The organism is Stenotrophomonas sp. GbtcB23 (genome assembly GCF_019091045.1).
In the GTDB taxonomy this organism is placed as follows: domain Bacteria; phylum Pseudomonadota; class Gammaproteobacteria; order Xanthomonadales; family Xanthomonadaceae; genus Stenotrophomonas; species Stenotrophomonas rhizophila_A.
Genome location: NZ_JAGXKC010000382.1, coordinates 1 through 276, shown reverse-complemented (window position 1 = coordinate 276; position 276 = coordinate 1). Strand labels below are relative to the sequence as shown.

At 60.1% G+C, this 276-nt stretch carries 1 protein-coding gene; it reads left to right on the top strand.

Annotated features, from left to right (window positions below):
• Positions 1–276, top strand: a 276-nt coding sequence (locus KVS69_RS19490) for a GNAT family N-acetyltransferase (protein WP_217539623.1), incomplete at both ends; no start/stop codon positions are given.

Here is a 276-nt window from a genome sequence, read left to right as displayed (position 1 = left end):
CGTCTCCGTCACCGTGCTTTACGTCAACGGCGCGCCGGCCGGCTTCTTCGAGCTCCTCAAGGAAAACGAGGACGTCATCGAGCTCTCCTATTTCGGCCTGTTCGAACGGGCGATCGGGCTTGGCACCGGCAAATGGTTCCTGCTGCAGGCGCTTTACGCCGCCTGGCAGAGCAATCCCCAAAAGGTCACGGTGACGACCAACACGCTCGATCATCCGCGTGCCTTGCAGCTCTACCAGATGATGGGCTTTTCACCGGTCTCGACCTATGAAGCCGT